13 protein-coding genes are annotated in these 16570 nt (G+C 65.1%); 7 read left to right on the top strand and 6 right to left on the bottom strand.

Going from position 1 to position 16570, the window contains the following annotated elements; genetic code table 11:
• Nucleotides 1–229: 229 nt before the first annotated feature.
• The 4 genes from R1T44_RS05730 (at nt 230) to R1T44_RS05715 (ending at nt 4750) form a co-directional block, all read left to right on the top strand.
• Complete coding sequence (locus R1T44_RS05730; protein ID WP_317292770.1) at nt 230–1291, top strand: hypothetical protein; 1062 nt, start codon at nt 230–232, stop codon at nt 1289–1291.
• The gene (locus R1T44_RS05725; protein ID WP_153635231.1) at nt 1291–2250 is read left to right on the top strand and encodes a diguanylate cyclase domain-containing protein; all 960 of its coding nucleotides are present in this window, start codon (nt 1291–1293) and stop codon (nt 2248–2250) included. The genes R1T44_RS05730 and R1T44_RS05725 overlap by 1 nt, the downstream gene beginning before the upstream one ends.
• Complete coding sequence (locus tag R1T44_RS05720) at nt 2247–3719, top strand: bifunctional DedA family/phosphatase PAP2 family protein (RefSeq protein WP_279836414.1); 1473 nt, start codon at nt 2247–2249, stop codon at nt 3717–3719. Before R1T44_RS05725 ends, R1T44_RS05720 begins: the two co-directional genes overlap by 4 nt.
• 152 nt (nt 3720–3871) lie before the next feature.
• The gene (locus tag R1T44_RS05715; RefSeq protein WP_279836415.1) at nt 3872–4750 is read left to right on the top strand and encodes a DMT family transporter; all 879 of its coding nucleotides are present in this window, start codon (nt 3872–3874) and stop codon (nt 4748–4750) included.
• A 143-nt stretch (nt 4751–4893) separates the two neighbouring features.
• Here the strand turns inward: R1T44_RS05715 and R1T44_RS05710 are convergent, their stop codons facing one another.
• The 3 genes from R1T44_RS05710 to mpl form a co-directional block, all read right to left on the bottom strand.
• Nucleotides 4894–5523 (bottom strand): LysE family translocator, encoded by a 630-nt coding sequence (locus tag R1T44_RS05710; RefSeq protein WP_192838401.1) that lies wholly within the window; start codon nt 5521–5523, stop codon nt 4894–4896.
• Between the two features lie 85 nt (nt 5524–5608).
• Nucleotides 5609–6262 carry a flavin prenyltransferase UbiX gene (locus tag R1T44_RS05705; RefSeq protein WP_286989100.1) on the bottom strand — a complete coding sequence of 218 codons (654 nt, stop codon included), beginning with the start codon at nt 6260–6262 and terminating at the stop codon, nt 5609–5611.
• A complete protein-coding gene (gene mpl / locus R1T44_RS05700) occupies nt 6259–7701 on the bottom strand; it encodes a UDP-N-acetylmuramate:L-alanyl-gamma-D-glutamyl-meso-diaminopimelate ligase (protein ID WP_317292769.1) in 1443 nt (480 codons plus the stop codon). The genes R1T44_RS05705 and mpl overlap by 4 nt, the downstream gene beginning before the upstream one ends.
• Nucleotides 7702–7895: 194 nt before the next feature.
• On the opposite strand from mpl, the gene R1T44_RS05695 reads away from it, so the two are divergent.
• Nucleotides 7896–9158, top strand: coding sequence for a 6-phosphofructokinase (locus R1T44_RS05695; RefSeq protein WP_286989098.1), 1263 nt, complete (start codon nt 7896–7898; stop codon nt 9156–9158).
• Between the two features lie 185 nt (nt 9159–9343).
• Here the strand turns inward: R1T44_RS05695 and R1T44_RS05690 are convergent, their stop codons facing one another.
• Together R1T44_RS05690 and R1T44_RS05685 are read right to left on the bottom strand one after the other, a co-directional pair.
• The gene (locus R1T44_RS05690) at nt 9344–10000 is read right to left on the bottom strand and encodes an NAD-dependent epimerase/dehydratase family protein (protein ID WP_286989096.1); all 657 of its coding nucleotides are present in this window, start codon (nt 9998–10000) and stop codon (nt 9344–9346) included.
• Between the two features lie 47 nt (nt 10001–10047).
• Nucleotides 10048–11775 carry a bifunctional protein-serine/threonine kinase/phosphatase gene (locus tag R1T44_RS05685; RefSeq protein ID WP_043331977.1) on the bottom strand — a complete coding sequence of 576 codons (1728 nt, stop codon included), beginning with the start codon at nt 11773–11775 and terminating at the stop codon, nt 10048–10050.
• Between the two features lie 265 nt (nt 11776–12040).
• On the opposite strand from R1T44_RS05685, the gene ppa reads away from it, so the two are divergent.
• On the top strand, nt 12041–12571 hold the full coding sequence (ppa, locus tag R1T44_RS05680; RefSeq protein ID WP_043331979.1) for an inorganic diphosphatase: 531 nt from the start codon (nt 12041–12043) through the stop codon (nt 12569–12571).
• Between the two features lie 134 nt (nt 12572–12705).
• Here the strand turns inward: ppa and R1T44_RS05675 are convergent, their stop codons facing one another.
• Entirely contained in the window at nt 12706–13809 is a 1104-nt protein-coding gene (locus R1T44_RS05675) for a DUF2333 family protein (protein WP_043331981.1), read from the bottom strand.
• 541 nt (nt 13810–14350) lie between these two features.
• Here R1T44_RS05675 and dsbD point away from each other — a divergent pair.
• A complete protein-coding gene (dsbD, locus tag R1T44_RS05670) occupies nt 14351–16384 on the top strand; it encodes a protein-disulfide reductase DsbD (protein WP_286989093.1) in 2034 nt (677 codons plus the stop codon).
• Nucleotides 16385–16570: the final 186 nt, after the last annotated feature.

Raw genomic sequence — 16570 nt, 5'->3', positions numbered from 1 at the left:
AAGGCCAGACGTGGTGGTCGTATGTGAAAGCCTCAGAGGCGTAGACACTTTTGTCACTCGCCGTTTGGGGTATGCTGCCATTATTGCAGACGACGTTGCATGATCGGAGCACCGTCGCATCTTGCAAACGTGCAGGCAATGCCCACCAATGCCCACGTCACAGACCGTTCGGCCAGGGAATTCGGCCGATTTCGCGCCATCCACGGCAAAGGTGCCAATATAAGTCACCATGGAGATCAAGTTCAAAGTCCGTCTCAGTCAGTTCGTCTGTCTGCTCGGCTCTGTATTGCTGCTGCTGGAAGCGGCACGACAGATCAGTATCGGCCTGACGCTCACTGCCCTGTTGCTGGCGGTGGGTGGCACGATGTTGCTGGTGGTCTCTCTCGCCCACGAGCTGTTCACCCTGCGCTGGTTCCGCACGCTGGTGATGCTCAGCGTCGCGCTGATCATGAGTGCGCTGGTACTGCTGGCCCCGCAGCAACACCTGATGTGGCTGTGGGGCTTTGCCGTCCTGCTGCTCTATCCGCGCCCGCGCTGGCTGGCACCGGCCTGCGCACTGATCGGGCTGGTCACCACCTGGCTGGCGCTCGCTCAGCTGGGCAGCGACTGGCTGAGCCTGGGCATCGGCATCACCGCGACCCTGATGGCGCTCGGTGCCATCGGTGGGCGACGCCAGCAGCAGGTCTGGATGCAGCTGGAGCGGCGTGGTCGGCGTGATTCCAGCCGCGCGATCTGGTCACAATACCAGCTGATGCGCGACCTGCCGCGGGAAATTGCCCGCGCCGATCGCGAGGACATCCATATCGAATTGATCCTGCTCGCACCGGTCAAGACCGGTCGTCTGGCCAATCGTCGCCTGATGAATACCCTCGACAGTGCCGCGCTACCACATGAGACCCGCTACCAGCTCGATGACGGGGCACTGGCCGTCCTGCTGGTCACCCGCGGCGAGCGCATGGCCAGCCTGCGCCGTCGTCAGTTGATCGAGCATCTCGCGATGCCGATTCGCGCTCGCGTGCAGCCTCTCAACGACAGTGACCCCAGTGCGCTGGACCTCAAGCGCCTCAGCGCCCACCTGAGCGATGAACCGCAGCCGATCACCCTGCTGCCGCCACTGCCTCGCAAGCCTGCCGATGCCGATGCCTCGTCAGGCGAAACTTCGACAGACAACGCCTCGTCAGACCACGCCTCGACAGACGATGCCCCGTCAGACCATGGGCGAGACATCCTCAAACCGGCCAGCGCGGCAGACAAGGTCGCCTTGACACCGTCGCGGGGGAATGATCACTGATGTCTCCTCTGCACAGCCTGGCCCATCGCGAGCGCCGGGAGCTCGCCAATCGCAAGACACTGATCATGCTGCTGGCCGCCGCGGTGATCGCCACCTACGCCCTGTGGCGCTACCTGGTGGGCGATTTCGAGCATATCCTGACGCCGGTGCTGGCCACCTTGCTGATGGCGATTGCCGCCGGCCTCAATCACCTCGATGATGAGCAGCCGCTGCCTTCCTATCTGACGCTGATCGCCAGCTACCTGATGCTGGCACTCGAGGCGCCGGGCACCTACCCGGGCATGTCGCTGTGGCTGGGACTGCCCAGCGTGCTGACACTGCTGCTGTTGCCCCTGGCACCGGCGATGCTGCTCAATCTGGTGCTGGCACCGCTGTGGCTATGGCTATTGGGCCACCAGGAAGACAACTTCGGCGAGATACTGCGCTACCTGTGTCTGCTGCTGGTGGCCAGCCAGCCGTTCGTCATCAACAGCCTGCAGGCGGGTGTCATGAGCCTGACCGCCAGCGAGGAAACCGAGTGCAACGCCTTCAACGCCCGCACCGGTCAGCAACGACTGATCAGTGAGGCGGCGCGTGCGCGGGCGCTGGACCAACCGTTCAGCATTCTGGTCGTCTATCTGCCGCAACTGGACATGCTCGGCGAGCAGTTCGGCGAAGACAGGCGCGTCGAATGTCTGGCGATGGCCTGCGACGTGATGCAGGAGGTCTCGCGCCAGGGCGACCTGCTCTGTCGCAGCGACAAGTCGTCCTTCTGGCTGATGCTGCCCAATACCGGTGAGGCGGGAGCGCTGATCATGCGCGAGCGCCTGACCGCGGCGCTGGCAGCGGCCACACAGCCGGAAACCGGCTCCATCATTGCCCGCGCGCGCCTGGTGACGTACAAGGCCGATGACACCACCCAGAAACTCGAGCAACGCCTGCTGGCCAGCCAGCTTGCCCTGATGGATCTCAATGAATGAGCGACACCCTTGCGTCACTGCTGCATTGGCTGAACCCCAGTGTGATGATCGATACCCTGATGACCACGCTGAGCGATCACCCGGCAGCCCTTGTCGCCGTCATCGGCCTGGTCTCACTGCTTGAATCTCTCGCCATCATCGGCCTGCTGGTGCCAGGCGTGGTCATTCTCACCGCCGGCGCCTCCCTGGCCGGCCATCTCGAACTCTCGCTGCCGATACTGCTGGCCGCCGGTGCGCTGGGCGCCATCATCGGCGATGGCGTGAGCTTCTGGCTGGGCATCCGCTATCGCGATCAACTGCCCGGCCGCTGGCCCTTCTCGCGCCATCCCGAGTGGATCGAGCACGGTCAGCAGTTCTTTCATCGCCACGGCAGCTGGTCGATCGCCTTCGGGCGCTTCGTCGGCCCGGTGCGCCCGATCATCCCGCTGGTCGCCGGCATGCTCGACATGCCGCCGGCGCGCTTCTTCCTGGTCAATGGCCTCTCGGCGCTGGCCTGGGCACCGGCCTACCTGCTGCCGGGCTATCTGCTGGGCCAGACCTGGCAGTCACTGTTCACCCTGCCGGAAGGGGCCGACGGCCTGCTGGTCGGCCTGGCCAGCGGCCTGATCGCCTGTGCCTTCGCCTTCTCCTTCCTGCGCCGCCAGCTGGGCCGCGAGGGCCGCCTCTATCATTGGCTGGCTCGTCGCATGCGTCGCAGCCCTTCCGGGCGGCGTCTGTGGTGGCAGCTGCGCCATCCCGACCCCGAGGGCGAATTCCCGCTCGCCTCGATGGCGCTGCTGATCTTCGCGGTGATCAGCGTGCCCGCCATAAGCCTGGCGGTGCTGGCCCATCCCGAGCCGTGGTGGATCGACCGCGTGGCCGCCTCGCTGGCCGCAAGCCTCTCCTCACTGATGCCCCAGGACTGGCTGCGCGAGGCAAGCCTCGTGCTGTCTCGCCTCGCCGATGGCACCGGCCTGGCGGCGCTCGTGGCTCCGTGGCTGGTATGGCTGCTGCTCAAGGGTCGCCACGCGGTGTGGTTGCATCTGACGGCCGCCTGGCTGGGCATCGCCAGCGCCAATACCGTGCTCAAGCACCTGATCCAGCGCCCGCGTCCGGATACCCCCGCCTTCCTGGAAGGATCGATGTCGTTTCCCAGCGCCCATGCCGCCGGCAGCGTGGCAGTGTTCGGGCTGGCCGCCGCCTTCATCGCCGAGCGCCAGCCCTCCTCGCGACGTCGCTGGATCTACTGGGCAGCCATCGCCGCCTGTACGCTCGTCGGCCTGTCACGCATCACGCTTGGCGTCCATTACCTCAGTGATGTGCTGGGCGGTGCCTGCGTGGGTCTGCTGGTCTGTGCGCTGGTGCGCATCAGCTATCCCGCCTTCGTGCGCCAGCCCTCTGCCCCCCTGGAATCGCCAGCCCCGCTGCTGTGGTTGAGCATGGCGAGCCTGCTGCTGTTGGCGGCACGCTTCGCCTGGCTGCCGCTCTAGGCTGTCGCGATCAGACTGCTGCCGCTCTAGGCTGTCGCGATCAGACTGCTGCCGCTCAGGCCGTCGCGATAACGTTGCCGTGATAGCGCTGTAAACCGATGAGCCGCCTGAGATGGCGGCTTTATCACTACCCCCTGATGACGAGGAACCTCATGCCCGGCCCTGCTGCCCCTCCCGCCAACCAGCCCCAGGCACTGATGTCGATTCATCTCGGCATCGCGCTGCTCGGCGGTACGGCGCTGTTCTCGAAAGGCGTGCCCCTCTCGGCGCTAGATATCACCACCTGGCGCAGCCTGCTGGCGGGGCTGTTCCTGCTGTGGCTGGCGCGCCTGAAGTGGCATGTCTCGCTGCGTCTGAGCGGGCGCGACTGGGCCTTGCTGGGCATCGCCGCCGCGCTGATGGCCGCGCACTGGGTGAGCTACTTTCACTCGATGCAGGTGTCTTCCGTGGCCACCGGCATGCTGGCGCTGTTCACCTATCCCATCTTCATCGTGCTGCTGGAGCCCTGGGTGGAAGGCACGCGCCTGAAAGCGAAGGACCTGGCGGCAGCGGGACTGGTCTGCATCGGCGTCTGGCTGCTCGTCCCCGGCGGCGACAGCAGTACGCAGGGCGACAGCCTGGCGGGAGTGTTATGGGGCGTGTTCTCGGGCCTGTTGTTCGCGGCGCGCAATCTACTGGTGCGCTACCGTCTCAGCCATCTCAATCCGGTACTGTCGATGAGCCTGCAGGCGCTGGGCGTCGTGGTGTTGACGCTGCCATTCGTCTCCGGCGAGATCATGGATGCCAGCCCCTCGACGGGGATCGCCATGCTGGTGCTGGCCATCGTCTTCACGGCAGCGCCGCATGCACTGATGACCTTCGCCCTCGGCGGCCTCAAGGCCAAGACCGTCGGCATGATCGGCTGCCTGCAACCCGTCTACGGCGTGCTGCTGGCGTGGTTGATTCTCGGCGAGGTGCCCACCTGGCTGACGCTGGTCGGCGGCAGCTTCATCGTGGCGGCGGCAGCACTTGAGACCCTGCGCCGTAGCTGAATCCAAGTCACAACTGAACCGAAGTCGCAGCTGAATCAGCGCCGCAGCTAAAACAAAGCCGCGCCCCTGAACGCATCAAGGCCCGCCTATGGCGGGCCTTGATGTATTTACAAGCTGCAATGCCTGGCTCAGTCATGCCGACATCAACCGGTCGCGAGCCAGATTCCCACGCCGATCATCAGCGTGCCGGCCACGCGGTTCATCAGGCGCACACGCGAGCCACGCCCCAGCCAGCGCGCCAGGCTGCTGCCACCGCCGGCATAGAGCAGCAGGCAGGTGAATTCCAGCGTCAGGATGATGCCGACCAGCGCGATCAGCTGCGGCGCCAGCGGCAGGCTGGCATCCAGAAATGGCGGCAACAGGGCGATGAAGAACGCCCAGCCCTTGGGGTTGGCAATCGCCGTCACGAAGCCCTGTGCGGCCAGTGCACGGCGCGAGGCGCGCGGTGCCGCCGCATCCTCCCCTGCTACCCCCAGAGCCAGGCGGCCACGTGAGCGCCACATCTGGATCCCCAGCCAGGCCAGGTAGGCGCCCCCCGCCAGCTTGAAGGCCGAGAACACCATCGGATAGCGCAGCATGATGGTCGCGACGCCGATCACCGCCGACACCGCCACCAGCCCGACGCCCAGCAGTTCGCCCACCATCATCCACAGCGTGCGCTTGACGCCCTGGGTCATGCCCAGAGTCATCGCCAGCGTCATGCACATGCCCGGCGTCAGCGAGACCAGAAAGAATGTCGGCACGAACACCGACAACAATGACCAATTCAGCATTCCCTGCTCTCCTTGCACAGTCTGATGCAGTGCCAGAGGGATGCCTCTGACAAGCTCTCACCCGAACGGATCGACTGACCGCCCTTCAATCGCCGCTGACATGCCCCTCGCCCCAGCGCGGCATCAGCGCATGCGAGACCCCCAGCTGGTTGAGAATGCGCGCGACGATGAAATCGATCATGTCATCAAGGGTCTGCGGGCGATGATAGAAGCCGGGCGCGGCGGGCAGGATGACGGCGCCCATGCGCGCCAGACTCAGCATGTGTTCGAGATGGATGGCCGAGAACGGCGTCTCGCGCGGCACCAGAATCAGCGTGCGGCGCTCCTTGAGAGCCACATCGGCGGCGCGCTCGATCAGGTTGTTGCTGGCCCCGGTCGCGATCGCGGACAGTGAGCCGGTGGAACACGGGCACACCACCATGGCGCTCGGCGCGCCGGAGCCGGAAGCCACCGGGGCCATCCAGTCCTCGCGCCCGAAGCAGCGAATCTGGCCGGGTCTGGCGGCGTAGCGCTGCGTGAGCACCTCGGTGAGACGCGCCGGGCGCGCCGGCAGCTCCTCGTCGGTCTCGGTGGCGATCACCATGTGCGCCGCCTTGGAGACCATCACCATCACTTCATGACCGGCCGCGACCAGACACTCGATCAGGCGCAGGCCGTACTGGGCACCGGAGGCCCCGGTCAGCGCGACGGTGACCGCCGACTTGAACTCGCCCTCTGGGGCTGTCGCTTGCGTCTTCATGCTTCACCTTCACGTGCTGCCAGCGCCGCCAGAAGGCGCTCGTGGATACCGCCGAAGCCGCCATTGGACATCACCACCACCCAGTCGCCGGCGCGGGATTGATTGGCGATCTTCGCGATCAGGGTGTCGAGGTCCTGCTCGACCTCCGCCTCCACGCCGAGCGCGCGGCACTCGCTGACCGTCTCCTCCAATGACCAGCCGAGGCTGGGGCCCGCGAACCAGCTGACGCGGTCGGCCGCGGTCACTGAAGCCGGCAGACGCGCCTTCATGGTGCCGAGCTTCATGGTATTGGAGCGCGGTTCGATCACCGCCCACAGGCGGCCGCCCTGACCTTCGGCCGCCACGCCCGGCGCCAGGCCCTCGAGCGTGGTGGCGATGGCGGTCGGGTGGTGCGCGAAGTCATCGATGACCTTGACGCCCGCTACCTCACCGCGCAGCTCCTGGCGACGTCGGGGCGGCGCGAAGCGTGCAAGCGCCTCCAGTGCCACCGCAAGACTCACGCCGCATTCGACGGCCGTGGCCACGGCGGCGCAGGCATTGGCCACGTTGTGGCGCCCGCGCATCGCCCACTGGCACTCGACGAAGCGATCCGCCTCGCCTGAGTCACCAAACGGCGGTGCCAGCGCGAAGTGGCTGCCGTCGGCACTGATCAGACGATAGCGCCAGTCGCCACCGGCATTCTCGATGCCACTCTCATCGCCGAAGCGCGTCACCGGCGTCCAGCAGCCTTGATCCAGCACGCGCTCCAGCGCCTCGGCACCGGCGACGGCGTCCGCCGCGACCACCAGCTTGCCGCCAGCCGGCACGGTACGCACCAGGTGGTGGAACTGACGCTCGATGGCGGCGAGATCCGGGAAGATGTCGGCGTGATCGAACTCGAGGTTATTGAGCACGGCGATGCGCGGCCGGTAATGCACGAACTTGGAACGCTTGTCGAAGAAGGCCGTGTCGTATTCATCGGCCTCGACCACGAAGGGCGCCCGGGGGTCGCCGATACGCGCGGAATCGCCCAGCTGCGGCGGCACGCCACCGATCAGATAGCCCGGCGCGAGACCCGCACATTCGAGAATCCAGGCGGTCATGGTCGCGGTGGTGGTCTTGCCGTGGGTGCCGGCGATGGCGATCACCGGACGGCCGGTCAGCACCTTGTCACACAGCCATTGCGGGCCGGAGGTATAGGCCAGCCCACGCTCGAGCAGCGCCTCGACTTCGGGGTTGCCGCGCGAGACGGCATTGCCGACCACCGTGAGATCAGGCGCGGGGACGAGATTGTCGGCCGCATAGCCTTCCATCAGGGTGATACCGGCCTCGGCCAGCTGTGTGCTCATGGGCGGATAGACGTTGGCATCGCTCCCCGTGACGCGATGACCGCGTGCGCGCGCCAGAAGCGCCAGAGAGCCCATAAAGGTACCGCAAATACCGATGACGTGAAGGTGCATCTGTTTCTCCAATCCGGAAGCCCGAGCAGCCTAGCATGCCCGCCAGGCGGCGAGTAGCGCGCGGCCTGTCAGGGATGGACGACACCCCCTGTGGCATTCGGGCGTCGTGCAGGGGTCATGTCTTTCGGATATGATGCGGCGGGTAAGCGCCAGCCCGTTCAAGACCATGACAAGGAAGCAGAGACGAGAAGCCCATGCCCCAGCACAATGCCTTCTACGCCCAGTCCGGTGGCGTTACCGCCGTCATCAACGCCAGTGCCTGTGGCGTCATCGAAGCCGCTCGTGAAAACGGCGACCAGATCGGCAAGCTGTATGCCGGTCACAACGGCATCATCGGTGCCCTGACCGAAGACCTGATCGACGTCAGCCAGGAAAGCGACGAGAACATCGCCGCGCTGCGCCACACGCCGGGCGGTGCCTTCGGCTCCTGCCGCTACAAGCTCAAGAGCATCGAGGACCACCGTACCCAGTACGAGCGTCTGATCGAGGTGTTCAAGGCCCACGACATCCGTTACTTCTTCTACAACGGTGGCGGCGACAGCGCCGATACCTGCCTGAAGGTCTCTCAGCTGGCCGAGACCATGGGCTATCCGATCCAGGCCATCCACGTGCCGAAGACCGTGGACAACGACCTGCCGATCACCGACAACTCGCCGGGCTTCGGCAGCGTGGCCAAGTACATCGCCACCTCCACCCGTGAAGCCGGTCTCGACATCGCCTCCATGTGCGCCACCTCCACCAAGGTGTTCATCCTGGAAGTCATGGGTCGCCACGCGGGCTGGATCGCCGCTGCCGGTGCCCTGGCCGGTGAAGATGCCACCCAGCCGCCGCACATCGTCGTCTTCCCGGAAGTCGCCTTCCACCGTAAGGAATTCATGGCGCGCGTCGATGCCTGCGTCAAGAAACACGGCTACTGCGTGGTGGTGGTCTCCGAAGGTGCGCGTTACGAAGATGGCACCTTCCTGGCCGATGCCGGCAACACCGATGCCTTTGGCCATCGTCAGCTGGGCGGCGTCGCGCCGACACTGGCCGGCATGGTCAAGCAGGACCTGGGCTACAAGTACCACTGGGCGGTGGCCGATTACCTGCAGCGCGCAGCGCGTCACATCGCCTCCAGGACCGACGTCGAGCAGGCCTACGCCACTGGCCGTGCCGCCGTCGAGATGGCGCTGGCCGGCAAGAATGCCGTGATGCCGGCGATCCGTCGCCTCGGCGATGGCGCTGACTACGCCTGGGACATCATCGAGGCGCCGCTGGAGCAGATCGCCAACCACGAGAAGTTCATGCCGCTGGAGTTCATCACCGAAGATGGCTTCTACATCACCGACGCCTGCCGTGAATATCTGTCGCCGCTGATCCAGGGCGAAGACTTCCCGCCGTTCGTCAATGGTCTGCCGGCGGTCGCCAGGCTCACGCTGGCCAAGGTCGAGAAGAAGCTGACACCGTTCACGATCTGATCGCCTGGCGTTGATGCGCCTGACTGGTCCGGCACTGACACGGCCAGTTGCTGACAGTACCGATAGCTGACTGTCCCGGTCGTTGACAGAGCCGGTCGCTGACAGAGCCGGTCGTTGACAGTGAAGCGAGTGTAAAAAAGCCCCGCACAGGCAACTGTGCGGGGCTTTTTGATGGCTGTCAGTTGTCATTCGGGGGGACGGGGAAACACCTCCTCCAGCCGGTACACCGCATGCGCCTGCTGCTGACGCTTGCTGACCTCGACCATACGCGCCGCCACCTGAGCGCCACGGATCGGTCGATAGCGCTGCAGGCCCGGCAAGCGGGTGAGCGCTGGCAACAGATAGCGCGCCAGCGACTCGCCCAGGCGGAACTCGCTGCGCTCCCCCACCAGCAATGACGGCTGGAAGACACTGATACGCGCAAAAGGCAGCGCCTTGATGGCCACTTCCAGCTCGCCCTTCGTCCTGAGATAGCCATTGCGGCTCGCGTGATTGGCGCCGCTGGAGGAAACCAGCAGGTAGTGCGTCACTCCCTGGGCGGCCGCCAGCCGGGCGGCACTCAGTTGATGATCGATATCAACACGCCGCTGGGCCTCGAGCGACCCCGCCTGCTTGAGCGTGGTGCCCAGGCACGAGAACAGCAGGTCCGCCTGGAAACAATCGGCCCAGTCTTCCAGGCGCGCGAAGTCGACCACATGGTTCTCGACCTTGTCAGAGTCGCAAGGCACCGGCCGGCGAGTCAGCGTGATGACTCGGGCGATGGCCTCGCAGGTGATGAGCTCAGCCACCACCTCGCGCCCGACCACGCCGGTCGCCCCGATCACGATCGCGGTCTGTCCCATACAGCTCTTCCTCCCACCATGGCCTTGAGCCCCATCAGGCTCTGCGCTCACTTGAGCAGCCAGGACAGCACCAGCAGCAACAGCAAAATGCCGGCGACGCCCTGCCAGAAATTGGCCGGTTCACGTATCGCCTCCGAGGGCGTCAGCGCCTTGCCGGGGTCCTGCTGCGGCAGGCGCAGCGCGTAGAGCAGCTCAGACAGGCGGCGATAGCGCAGGGTGCGTTGCGGGTCCAGGGCGCGCCTGAGGGCATCGTCCAGGATCTGTGGCACCTGGGGATTGCGCATCCGGGCTGGCTGATACTCCAGCAGTTCGAGGTCGGTGTGGGTGCGCAGCTGCTCCATCGACTGGGCGTAGGGCTGCATGCCGGTCAGCAGCCAGTAGATCACCGAGGCCAGGCCGTATTGATCGCTGCGCCGACTGACATCGGCACCAAGGGCATATTCCGGTGCGCTGTGCTCAGTCAGGCCGACCTGACGCGCCAGCGGACCGGCGCTCTCATGGCCATCCCCCTCACGCAGATGGCAGGCACCGAAATCGACCAGCACCACCTTGCCATGACGATCGATCATCACGTTGTCGGGGTGAATCAGCTGGTGCAGCACCTCACGACGATTGAGTGCATGCACGGCCTTGCCAAGCTGACGCGCGATGTCGAGACGCTGCTCGAGATTGGCCTGCGGGTGCATGCGCGCCCATTCGGTCAGCGTCTGCGCCTCCAGATGTTCGAGCAGGTAGTAGAGGTGATCACGCGGGCGTGACGGCTCCACCACCTTGACCACGAAGGGCGAGCTGACGCGGTCCACCACCCACTGCTGGAGCAGGAAGTGCTCGAGATAGGCATTCTTGAGCGACAGCTCCGGGCTGGGCGCCTTCATCACCATCACGCGCCGGCTCTTGAGGTCACGCACCTTGTAGACGCGTACCCGCGCGCTGCGCGACATGACCTCCATCACTTCCAGGCCATCGATGCGGTCGCCAGGCTCCAGCTCACGCGGCACCGGCAGGTCGCCATAGACGCGCCCCGGCGTATCATCAGAGGCAGTCGCCAGGCGATCGATGCGCACCAGCTGGAAGCAGAACTGGTCGGCCGTGTAGCCGCGCTCATCGGCGCGGTCCGCCGCGGCATGGGCCAGGCGCTCACTGGCGGCATCGAGATCCGAGACGTCATCGCGAATCAGTGACACGAAATCGGAAGGCAGCAGGGTGCCGCGCACCGCCTGGGTCGTGAACAGGAAGATATCGCCCTGCTTGAGCGGCAGCTCGATATAGTCGATGTCGAGGCTGACATCCATGCCCAGTGCCCGCGACGGATAACGATAGCCGCCGAGATCGGTGACATGGTCACGCGAGATCTGCTCGAACTCGCCGCCACGCAGCCGGAAGACCACCGTGTCACCGGCATGGAACAGATGCGCCGACTGGCCCCGGAAGACGACGGCGGAAATCGAGGTCACGTAACTGCCGCCCCGCACGAAGCGGCTCTGGCTGTAACACCAGCTGTTCAGCGCCCGCAGCACGCGGGTCGCGGAATACTTGACGCTCCAGTTGTCGGGCGTGGCGAAGTAATCGGCCAGAAAGCCACGCACGGCAAGGTCGCCGGCCTGCTTGGCAATCGCGTTCTTGCTGGTGGTGTCGGCGATCAGCGCACAGCCGCCCTTGGCCGCCAGCGGGCCGCGCTCCAGCGGTATCTCCAGCGACATCGAGCTGCGATGACGCTTGCGGTCGGGAGCCACGAAGGCCTGACCGTAACTGAGTGAAAGCTCTGCATCCGCCAAGGCGGTCTCCTTGCGTCTCGATCCTGCCGTTACGTTTCATGCATGCGGTGGTGACGCTGCGCCAGCCCGACGCTGAACGCGCAATCGCCGTTGCGCCGCGCTGGACGGCCCCAAGTGTTACCCGAGTCAGCCTGCAGTGCCACCACTCGTTGGTGCAACGCAAGGCGATCGAGCGTGGCATAATGGCAAAACGGTCTGCCAGTTCGTATAATTCAGCGGAATTTTGACCCGCAGGCCTTCAACCCGCAAACCCAAGGACTCGACAATGAGTTTCGACAAGATCCCCGCTGGCAAGGAATTGCCGAACGACGTCTACGTAGCGATCGAGATTCCGGCCAATCACGCGCCGATCAAGTACGAGATCGACAAGGACATCGATGCGCTCATGGTGGATCGTTTCATGGCCACCCCGATGTTCTACCCGGCCAACTACGGCTACATCCCGAACACCCTGGCCGACGATGGCGATGCCCTCGACGCGCTGGTCGTGACCCCGTATCCGGTCGCACCGGGCAGCGTCATCCGTGCGCGTCCGGTCGGCGTGCTCAACATGAGCGACGAAGCCGGTGAAGACGCCAAGCTGGTCTGCGTCCCGCACCAGAAGCTGACCTCCCTGTACGACGACGTCCAGGAAGTCACTGATCTGCCGGAACTGCTGCGTCAGCAGATCGCGCACTTCTTCGAGAACTACAAGGATCTCGAGAAAGGCAAGTGGGTCAAGATCGATTCCTGGGACGGTGCTGATGCCGCCCGTGCCGCGATCGAGAAGGCAGCCGCTGCCTACCAGAAGGACTGAGTCCTTCTGAAGTGATGCGCGATTCAGGCATCACGATGCAAAAAAGCCCCCGTCATTGACGGGGGCTTTTTCGTTTCCGGCTCACGCCCGACACCGATGAGGACAGCCCTCAGCCGGCATCGGGCGTCACGGGATCAGCCCTTCTCGAGCAGGCTGCGCAGGTCACTGATCGCGGAGTTGGCACGCGCGACGTAGTTGGCCATCACCAGCGAATGGTTGGCGAAGAAGCCGAAGCCGGAGCCATTGAGGATGATCGGGCTGCCGATATCGGTCTGGGTCGCTTCCAGCTCACGGATGATCTGGTCGATGGAGGTCAGCGCGTTCTTGTCTTCCAGCACGCCCTGGAAGTCATGACGCACTGCCTTGAGCAGATGGATCAGCGCCCAGGAGGTGCCGCGTGCCTGATAGAAGACATCGTCGATCTCGAGCCACGGCGTCTTGATCTCTTCTTCCGTCTGGGTGCTCTTGGCCGAGGTGGCGCTCTTGTCGCCGGCCAGGCTCAGGTTGAGCTGCGACTTGCCGACACTCGCCGACAGACGCTGGGACAGGGAACCGAGGCGATTCTCGACATCCGACAGCCAGGCCACCAGGTTGTCGGCACGCGCGTAGAACTGGCCGTTGTTCTGGGTGTCATCGCTCAGACGCTTGAGGTAGTCGCCCAGCTCACGGTTGGCGTCGGCATATTCGTGCTCGGCTTCCGGCAGCATCCAGGCATTGGCATCGATGAACAGCAGGGATTCGGCCTTGCCCAGTGCCTTGTCATCGCTGGACTGGGACTGCGAGCGGCTGAATTCCTTGCGCAGCTCACGCGTCATGTCACGCACCTGTACCAGCACGCCATATTCCCAGTTGGGCATGTTGTCGAGCATCAGCCCTGGCGGCGCCACATCATTCTTGAGATAGCCGCCCGGCTTGTGCAGCAGGGTGTCATTGAGTTTCATCAGGGTGGCGACGGTCGCGGTGCCTGTCGGCAGGGTCTCGAAAGCCGGTGCCGGCTCTTCGCCCTCGACCTTGGCCACCGGTGCGGCCAGCCCGTGCACGCGAGCCAGTTCGGTGCGCGTGGCCTGATCGATGTTGAACTCGTCCGGTTCACTGCTCCAGTAGATACCAAGGCCAACGCAGACCAGCAGGTAAATGACGAACAGCCCGATCAGTGGTTTCCAGATCCAGCCATACTGAGGCGTTTCCAGCACATCGCGATTGGCGCCGCGCTTGCTGCCTTTACCGAATAGGGCCATGCGTTCTTCCTTGTATGAAGCCTTGTAGAAAAAGCCGTGTGAGAGACGAGTCAGACCTGCCTGAACGGATGTGAGCCGCGCCGATGCATCCAGCGCCGGTACTCATGACGTACGTCCTATCCTATCATGCGCCCCTGCACGTGCCAGTCGCACTCGGTGAAGTGCCGGTTCTGTGGCAAGGTGCGATGCGCTCCGGATTGCGGGCCGGGCCACGGGCCTGGTCGTGGACCGAGTTGCGGAGTGAGTCGCGGGCTGAGTCGCGGTACGAGCCGAGGGCCAGACTGCCACCCGCGCAGGCGGCTTCACCACTCGAGCCCGATACGTCCTCACACGCCCTCACACGAACGGGATGTCTGCTACATGGTGGCACATTCATCCGCGTGCAAGTCGTGCGCGGCGATGATGGGCCTGCTCTCGATCCAGCGCTTGCCCCCGAGCAGGATGAAGGCGGCGCGAGACTGCGGTGCCTTGAGGCCTGCAGGATGTTCTTTCGGCACTGTATAAGGATGCTTTCGTGCTTCGTTCGTTCTTGAAAGTCCGCATGGCGCTGCCAACGGGCCGCGCACGCCCCTCCGCGTTCTCGCGCCTGCTGGGCCCTGAGTTGCTGGCAACCCTGCTGGCAATCGCGCTGGTGGTCGCACAGGCGATGACGGCGCTGCCCGCCAATGCCGGTCTGTTCAGCTCAGACTCAGGTTCAGGCTCAAGTTCGAGCTCAGGCGTTGACAGCGGCTCCAGCAGTGCGGCGTCCAGCCTGTTCGGCGGCGGCAATCAGGGCGATTTCCTGCCGGTCAGTGAAGCCTTCAAGCCGCGCAGCTGGCGCGAGGGCGACACCCTGTATGTCGGCTTCACCAGCGCCGAAGGCTATTACCTCTATCGTCATCAGTTCAGCTTCGCGACCACCAGCGACCAGGTCGCTCTGGGCGACGCCGACCTGCCGCCGGGAGAGCTGAAGAACGATCCCTATATGGGCGAGGTGCATGTCTTCCATGATGCGCTGGTCATTCGCATCCCGCTTATGAGCGCCTCCACTGGCAAGGCAGTGCATGAAGACACACCGGCCAGCGGCCCGATCCCGCTCTCCATCACCTTCCAGGGCTGCGCCGATGCCGGGCTCTGCTATCCGCCGGAGACCGTCACTCTGCAGGCCGGTGAGCAGAGTGCCCCTGCCCCCTTCGCGCAGCTGATGCCGACCGCCGGCCAGGCGAGCGGTACGACGGCGTCGACGGACAGTCGCACCACAACAGCCCCGATCAGCGGCACCGATTCCGGCTTCAGCGCACTGTTCGCGGATGCCAGCCTGCTGACGGCTCTGGGGCTGTTCTTCCTCGCCGGCCTCGGGCTGACCTTCACGCCCTGCGTGCTGCCGATGATTCCGATCCTGAGTTCGATCATCGTCGGCCAGCGCCCCAGCCGCCCGCGCGCCTTGCTGCTGTCCACGAGCTACGCCCTGGGCATGGCCCTGACCTACGCCGCGGCCGGCACCTTGATGGGCCTGTTCGGCGCGGGGCTCAACCTGCAGGCGCATCTGCAGGCGCCGGCCGTGTTGATCCCCTTCGCTGCGTTGTTCGTGCTGTTCGCGCTGGCCATGTTCGGCGCCTTCAATCTACGACTGCCCAGCGGCATGCACTCACGGCTCGACGCGCTGCAAGGGCGCCTGATGAACGCCGGCCCCGGCGGACTGGCGCTGGCGGGCGCGTTATCGGTACTCGTGGTATCGCCCTGCGTCTCGGCACCTCTGGCCGGTGCGCTGGTCTATCTCTCCGCCAGTGGCGATGCCATGACCGGCGGACTGGCACTCTTCGCGCTGGGGCTGGGCATGGGCGTGCCGTTGATTCTGGTCGGCACCTTCGGCGCCAGCCTGCTGCCCAGGGCCGGCGGCTGGATGGAGGGCATCAAGCAGGCCTTCGGCATCCTGCTGCTGGGGGTGGCGCTGTGGCTGGTAGAGCGCTTGCTGCCGGCCTCACTGGCAGTGCTGGGCTGGGCCATTCTGGCCATCGGCACCGGCGTGGCGCTGGGGGCGCTCAGCACACAGACCCGAGGCTGGGCGCGTGCCCGTCAGGCACTGGGACTGGTCGCGCTGGGCTGGGGCATGATCAGCCTGCTGGGCGTGGCAGGCGGCGCAAGCGACCCGCTGCGCCCGCTGGCCCCCTTCTCTGGCGGCACATCATCCGGGCAGGCTACCGAGACGTCACTGGACTTCACCACCGTCAGCGACATGAGCGAGCTCGAGCGAGAACTGGCACTGGCCGCCAGCCGCGGCCAGCCGGTGTTCGTCGACTACTACGCCGACTGGTGCATCTCCTGCAAGGTGATGGAGCGCGAGGTCTTCCCCAAAGTCGCCAGCCAGTTGCGCCAGTTCCACCTGATTCGCGCCGACGTCACCAGTACCGGGGCCGCGACCCAGGCGCTGCTCAAGCAATTCGGCCTGTTTGGCCCCCCCAGCCTGCTGTTCTTCGCCGATGAACGCGAGCTCAAGGCGGCGCGCATTCAGGGGGAGGTCAACGCCAGTCAGCTCGGCCAGCACCTGACAGCGGTGCTGGATCAGCTGCGCGGCACCTCGCAGCGCGCGAACTGAGCGGCGTGTCTGCACAGGCCCGGCGCAGGGCAGTTGCTGCCGAGACGCACGCGAGGACGAAGAATGCGGCAAAATCCTCGGTTCAGTGCCAAACTGGACAGCGTTCGAGAATTTCGGCAGAATCCGCGTCACTACGGCAACAGCCTACGCTCAATAGGTAAACGTCGTGGATAGTGACGGTATCTT

This window comes from Cobetia amphilecti (assembly GCF_032923285.1).
In the GTDB taxonomy this organism is placed as follows: Bacteria; Pseudomonadota; Gammaproteobacteria; order Pseudomonadales; family Halomonadaceae; genus Cobetia; species Cobetia amphilecti.
This window is presented reverse-complemented; position numbering and strand designations above follow the sequence as displayed.